Below are 4,632 nucleotides of genomic sequence, written 5' to 3' on the forward strand. Positions count from 1 at the left end.
GGCGGCACGGGTGGGCGCAGCGGCACCTCGTCGCGCCGAGCTGCGCACCCACCCGGCCACAGCCCGGACGCCGCGCACCCTTCACCCCCGCAGCACCACAGCCTGCCCCGCCACCACCAACAGAACATGCTCGCACTCGTCCGCGAACCCCGCGTTCAACCGCCCGAGTTCATCCCGGTACCGCCGCCCCGACGCCGTCGACGGCACGATCCCCGACCCCACCTCGTTCGACACGGCGACAACGGTCCGCCGAGTCGAACGCACCGCCTCCGTCAACTCCCGCACCCGCTCCCGCAACGCCTTCTCCCCCCGCTCCGCCCACACCGCGTCGTCCCAAGCCCCCACGGCGTCCATCGCATCCGTCAGCCACAACGACAGACAGTCGATGAGCAACGGCGGCCCGTCCTCCGCCAGCAACGGCACCAGATCGCACGTCTCGACCGTCCGCCACGACCCCGGCCGCCGCTCGCGATGCGCGGACACCCGCGCCGACCACTCGGTGTCCCCGTTCCGCGACCCGCCCGTCGCCACGTACAGCACGTCCGGAAAGGCCTCCAGCCTCCGTTCGGCCTCCACCGACTTGCCCGACCGCGCACCGCCCAGCACCAGCGTCCGCCGCGGCACGTCCGGCACGTCCTCGTACGCCCCCACCACCAGCGTCGTCCCGTCCGGCACGGCCCGCGCCCCGGCCGCCGCGAGCCGCCGCCCGAGCTCGGGCCCGGGCGGCACGTCGTGGTCCAGATGGACGGCGACCACATCGGTCGTCGGCCCCACCGCCCCCACCGCCCGCAGCTTCGCCAGCGCGTCCGGGCGCCCCACGACGTCCGCGAGCACCATGTCGTACGACTCGGCCGGCTCCTCCAGCCCCGCCGGCGCCCCGCCCGGCGGCAGGTACAGCAGCCGCTGCCCCTCCGGCCCGGTCACCGCGTACCCCGTGCCCGGCGCGTCCATCGGCACCGCCCGCACCCGGTGCCCCGTCAGCAGCGTCAACTCCCGCCCGTCCGGCACCCGTCCGGGCTGCGGCAGCCCGGCCGGCACCTCGACCGCCGGCCCGTCGTGCGGGTGCGACAACAGCACCTGCCGTACGCCGGTCAGGGAACGGCCCGCCCGCGCCGCCGCGAACGCGGCCCCGGGCGTCAGGTCGAGCAGCAGCGCCCCGTCCAGGAGCAGCGCGGTGGCCGCCCGCGCGTCGGGGCCGAGGGCAGCCGAACAGGCCGCGCAGGGACAGTCGGGGCGGGGGAGTCCCGCGGGGGCGCCGGTGCCGAGCAGAGTCAGTTCCACGCCCCGATTCTCACCCGCCGCAATGCGTCATGCGTGCTGGAGACGCCCCGGTAGGGGCGCGGGGACCTGCGCGACAAGCCCACGAAGATCCGCACACGCCCAACCACCCGCACTCCCGGACCGCCTATAACGCCCCACCCAGCGGAGCGCATAGGCTCTGGTCAGGAGCCGGACCAAGATCCGGCTTTTCGCTGTGCAGTGTGCTCAACACACATGGGAGGCGTACATGGCGGCATGGACGTGGCGGTTCGAGAAGACCGACGGGACGGAGGTCCAGCCCGCGGTGCCGCCGGAGGAGTTCCCCACCCAGGGGGACGCCGAGTCCTGGATCGGGGAGCACTGGAAGGCCCTGCTGGAAGGCGGCGCCGACCAGGTGCGGCTGTTCGAGGACGCCACGGAGATCTACGGGCCGATGAGCCTGCACGCGGCCGACGCGTGAGCCCTGGGCGGGGGCCGACGGCCCCCGCCCACCCCTGGGGGCGGGGTGTGGCGGGGTGTTTCAGCCGCGCACGCCGCACAGGTGCAGCAGCGCCGCCACCCCGCGGTACGGATCCGTCCGCCCGGCCTTCTCCTCCACCGCGAGCAGCGTCTCCCCGTCGGCCGGGACCTCGGCACCGTCCGCCGCCGTGTCGGTGAACACGCGCACCCCGTACCAGGCGTGCAGCGGCGCCCCGATCCCGGCGAGCGTCGCCGTCAGGTCCTTCAGCCGGTCGGCCCGTACGTCGAGCCCCAGCCGGTTGCGGTAGGAGACCGTGTCGAAGGCGGCCAGCGCGCCCGCCCAGTCGCCGGACAGCCCCGGCCGGATCGCGAGCGCGTCCCCGTTGCGCACGAGCAGGGACAGCAGCCCGCCCGGCGCGAGCATCCGGGCCAGGCCCGCCAGTAGCGGGTCGGGCTCCTCCACGTACATCAGGACGCCGTGGCACAGCACCACGTCGAAACTGCCCGGCAGGAAGTGCACGCCGGTGTCCCGGCCGTCGCCCTCGATGATCCGCATCCGCTCCCGGATGCCCTCCGGTTCCCCGGCGAGGGACTCCCGGGCCACGGCGATCATCTTCGCGTCCTGCTCAAGACCGGTCACCTGGTGCCCGGCCCGGGCCAGCCGCAGCGCCTGCGTGCCCTGGCCCATGCCCACGTCGAGCACCCGCAGCCGCTGCCCGACCGGGAACCGCCCGACTATCTGCTCGTCCAGCTGGCGGGCCACCAGCTCCTGCCGGACGACATCGCGCAGCCCGCCCAGCTTGTCCAGCCAGGCATCCGCCGCACCCCCGGAGAACGACGTGGCGGTCAGGGCCGCTCTCCACGCTTGACCTGCGGCTTCGGCAGCCGGAGCCGGCGCATCTGGAGAGAGCGCATCAGGGCGTAGGCGACCGCGCCGCGCCGGTTCTCACCCGCGAAGCGCTCGTTGAGCTGCTTCTTCAGGCGGAACGCCGAGACGAACGAGTCGAGCACGATCAGCACGATCACCACGAGCCACAGCAGCAGCGCGATGTTCTGGAGCGCGGCCACCCGCACCATGCTGAGCACGAGGATGACCACGGCCATCGGCAGGAAGAACTCCGCGATGTTGAACCGCGAGTCGACGAAGTCGCGCGCGAACCGGCGGACCGGTCCCTTGTCACGCGCGGGCAGGTACCGCTCGTCGCCGCTCGCCAGCGCCTGGCGCTGCCGCTCCAGCGCGGCACGACGCTCCTCGCGCTGGCGCTTGGCGGCCTCCTTCCGCGTCATCGACGTGTTGGCGACGCTGCGGCGCTGGGACTGGGCCTCACTGCGCTTGGGCGTGGGCCTGCCCTTCGGGGCCTGCGGGTCGCGGGGCTGCTTGGAGAAGTTCACCGGCGCCTTGTCGGCTGCCTGGGCCTTCTCATCCTTCGCACGGCTACGGAACACAAAACCCAAGGGTAAGGGCTTCCCGGGCATGGACCCCAGTCGCGTGGGGAACGATCCGGCAACACCAGTCGTCTGTAAGGGGACAGAGGGGACGTTGTGTACGCACCCGGTCGTTCCCCGGGAGGTACGGCTCAGGTTACCGGGGGTACCCCCCGTAACCCCGGGGATCACCTACTCCCTACGCCGGAGTGGGAGCGTGCTCAGTCGTCCTTGGGGATGAGCGCATCCGTCCCCGAACAGTGCGGTAATGGATGCAGGGCCCGTACTGTGGGTTCTGTCGCAGGTGCTGGAGCCGGAGTCGGTCAGAAGGGGGCGCGCGAAGCCCATGAGCGGTGTCATGAAGCGTATGGGGATGATCTTCCGCGCGAAGGCGAACAAGGCCCTTGACCGGGCCGAGGACCCGCGCGAGACCCTCGATTACTCGTACCAGAAGCAGCTGGAGCTGCTCCAGAAGGTCCGCCGCGGCGTCGCCGACGTGGCGACCTCACGCAAGCGACTGGAACTCCAGCTGAACCAGTTGCAGTCCCAGTCCACCAAGCTGGAGGACCAGGGTCGCAAGGCGCTCGCGCTGGGCCGTGAGGACCTGGCCCGCGAAGCGCTCTCCCGCCGTGCCGCCCTCCAGCAGCAGGTGACCGACCTGGAGACGCAGCACGCGACGCTCCAGGGCGAGGAGGAGAAGCTCACCCTCGCGGCCCAGCGGCTCCAGGCCAAGGTCGACGCCTTCCGCACGAAGAAGGAGACGATCAAGGCGACGTACACGGCGGCCCAGGCGCAGACCCGGATCGGCGAGGCCTTCTCCGGCATCTCCGAGGAGATGGGCGACGTCGGCCTGGCGATCCAGCGCGCCGAGGACAAGACGGCCCAGCTCCAGGCCCGCGCCGGCGCGATCGACGAGCTGCTCGCCTCCGGTGCCCTCGACGACCAGTCCGGCATGCACAAGGACGACATCCAGGCCGAGCTGGACCGGCTCTCCGGTGGTACGGATGTAGAGCTGGAACTGCAGCGGATGAAGGCCGAGCTGGCCGGAGGCTCGAGCAGTGGGCAGCAGGCCCTCGAAGGTGGCACGGGCCGGCAGCAGTCCCAGCAGCAGCCGCAGGACACCCCGCGCTTCGACAAGCAGTAGGGGCCCACGCCTAGGAGGGCGACATGATCGTACGGATCATGGGGGAGGGCCAGGTGAGGCTGGCCGACGGCCACCTCACCGAACTGAACAAGCTGGACGACGAGCTCCTGGCGGAAATGGAGAACGGCGACGGCCCCGGCTTCCGCCGCACCCTCCAGGCCCTGCTGACCAGGGTCCGAGACCTGGGCGAACCCTTGCCCGACGACTCCCTGGAACCATCGGAACTGATCCTCCCGTCCCCGGACGCGACACTCGAGGAGGTCCGGGAGCTGCTGAGCGACGACGGGTTGATTCCGGGCTGAAGCTGCGTAACGGCGGGCATTCGTGCCGCCTGGGGCGGCACG

Annotated in this window: 6 protein-coding genes; 3 read left to right on the forward strand and 3 right to left on the reverse strand. The window is 72.1% G+C overall.

Going from position 1 to position 4,632, the window contains the following annotated elements; translation table 11 throughout:
• Nucleotides 1-81: 81 nt before the first annotated feature.
• Nucleotides 82-1,281: a bifunctional adenosylcobinamide kinase/adenosylcobinamide-phosphate guanylyltransferase gene (locus GTY47_RS08325; RefSeq protein ID WP_010037200.1), complete on the reverse strand. Its 1,200-nt coding sequence runs from the start codon at nucleotides 1,279-1,281 to the stop codon at nucleotides 82-84.
• 226 nt (nucleotides 1,282-1,507) lie between these two features.
• Here GTY47_RS08325 and GTY47_RS08330 point away from each other — a divergent pair, with 226 nt between their 5' ends.
• Entirely contained in the window at nucleotides 1,508-1,720 is a 213-nt protein-coding gene (locus GTY47_RS08330; protein WP_010037201.1) for a hypothetical protein, read from the forward strand.
• A 60-nt stretch (nucleotides 1,721-1,780) separates the two neighbouring features.
• Here GTY47_RS08330 and GTY47_RS08335 read toward each other — a convergent pair whose 3' ends face one another.
• Both GTY47_RS08335 and GTY47_RS08340 read right to left on the reverse strand, forming a co-directional pair.
• Nucleotides 1,781-2,482 (reverse strand): methyltransferase domain-containing protein, encoded by a 702-nt coding sequence (locus GTY47_RS08335; RefSeq protein WP_010037202.1) that lies wholly within the window; start codon nucleotides 2,480-2,482, stop codon nucleotides 1,781-1,783.
• 83 nt (nucleotides 2,483-2,565) lie between these two features.
• Nucleotides 2,566-3,165: a DUF3043 domain-containing protein gene (locus tag GTY47_RS08340; protein ID WP_010037204.1), complete on the reverse strand. Its 600-nt coding sequence runs from the start codon at nucleotides 3,163-3,165 to the stop codon at nucleotides 2,566-2,568.
• Nucleotides 3,166-3,502: 337 nt separating this feature from the next.
• Here GTY47_RS08340 and GTY47_RS08345 point away from each other — a divergent pair, with 337 nt between their 5' ends.
• The gene (locus tag GTY47_RS08345; RefSeq protein WP_078602781.1) at nucleotides 3,503-4,288 is read left to right on the forward strand and encodes a PspA/IM30 family protein; all 786 of its coding nucleotides are present in this window, start codon (nucleotides 3,503-3,505) and stop codon (nucleotides 4,286-4,288) included.
• Between the two features lie 23 nt (nucleotides 4,289-4,311).
• Nucleotides 4,312-4,590 carry a hypothetical protein gene (locus GTY47_RS08350; RefSeq protein ID WP_010037210.1) on the forward strand — a complete coding sequence of 93 codons (279 nt, stop codon included), beginning with the start codon at nucleotides 4,312-4,314 and terminating at the stop codon, nucleotides 4,588-4,590.
• Nucleotides 4,591-4,632 lie beyond the last annotated feature (42 nt).

It is taken from the genome of Streptomyces sp. SID5464 (assembly GCF_009862985.1).
Classification (GTDB): domain Bacteria; phylum Actinomycetota; class Actinomycetes; order Streptomycetales; family Streptomycetaceae; genus Streptomyces; species Streptomyces chartreusis_D.

Coding starts and splice junctions, on each gene's coding strand:
- GTY47_RS08345 (WP_078602781.1), top strand. CDS start 3,503: ATGAAGCGTATGGGGATGATCTTCCGCGCGAAGGCGAACAAGGCCCTT.
- GTY47_RS08330 (WP_010037201.1), top strand. CDS start 1,508: ATGGCGGCATGGACGTGGCGGTTCGAGAAGACCGACGGGACGGAGGTC.
- GTY47_RS08350 (WP_010037210.1), top strand. CDS start 4,312: ATGATCGTACGGATCATGGGGGAGGGCCAGGTGAGGCTGGCCGACGGC.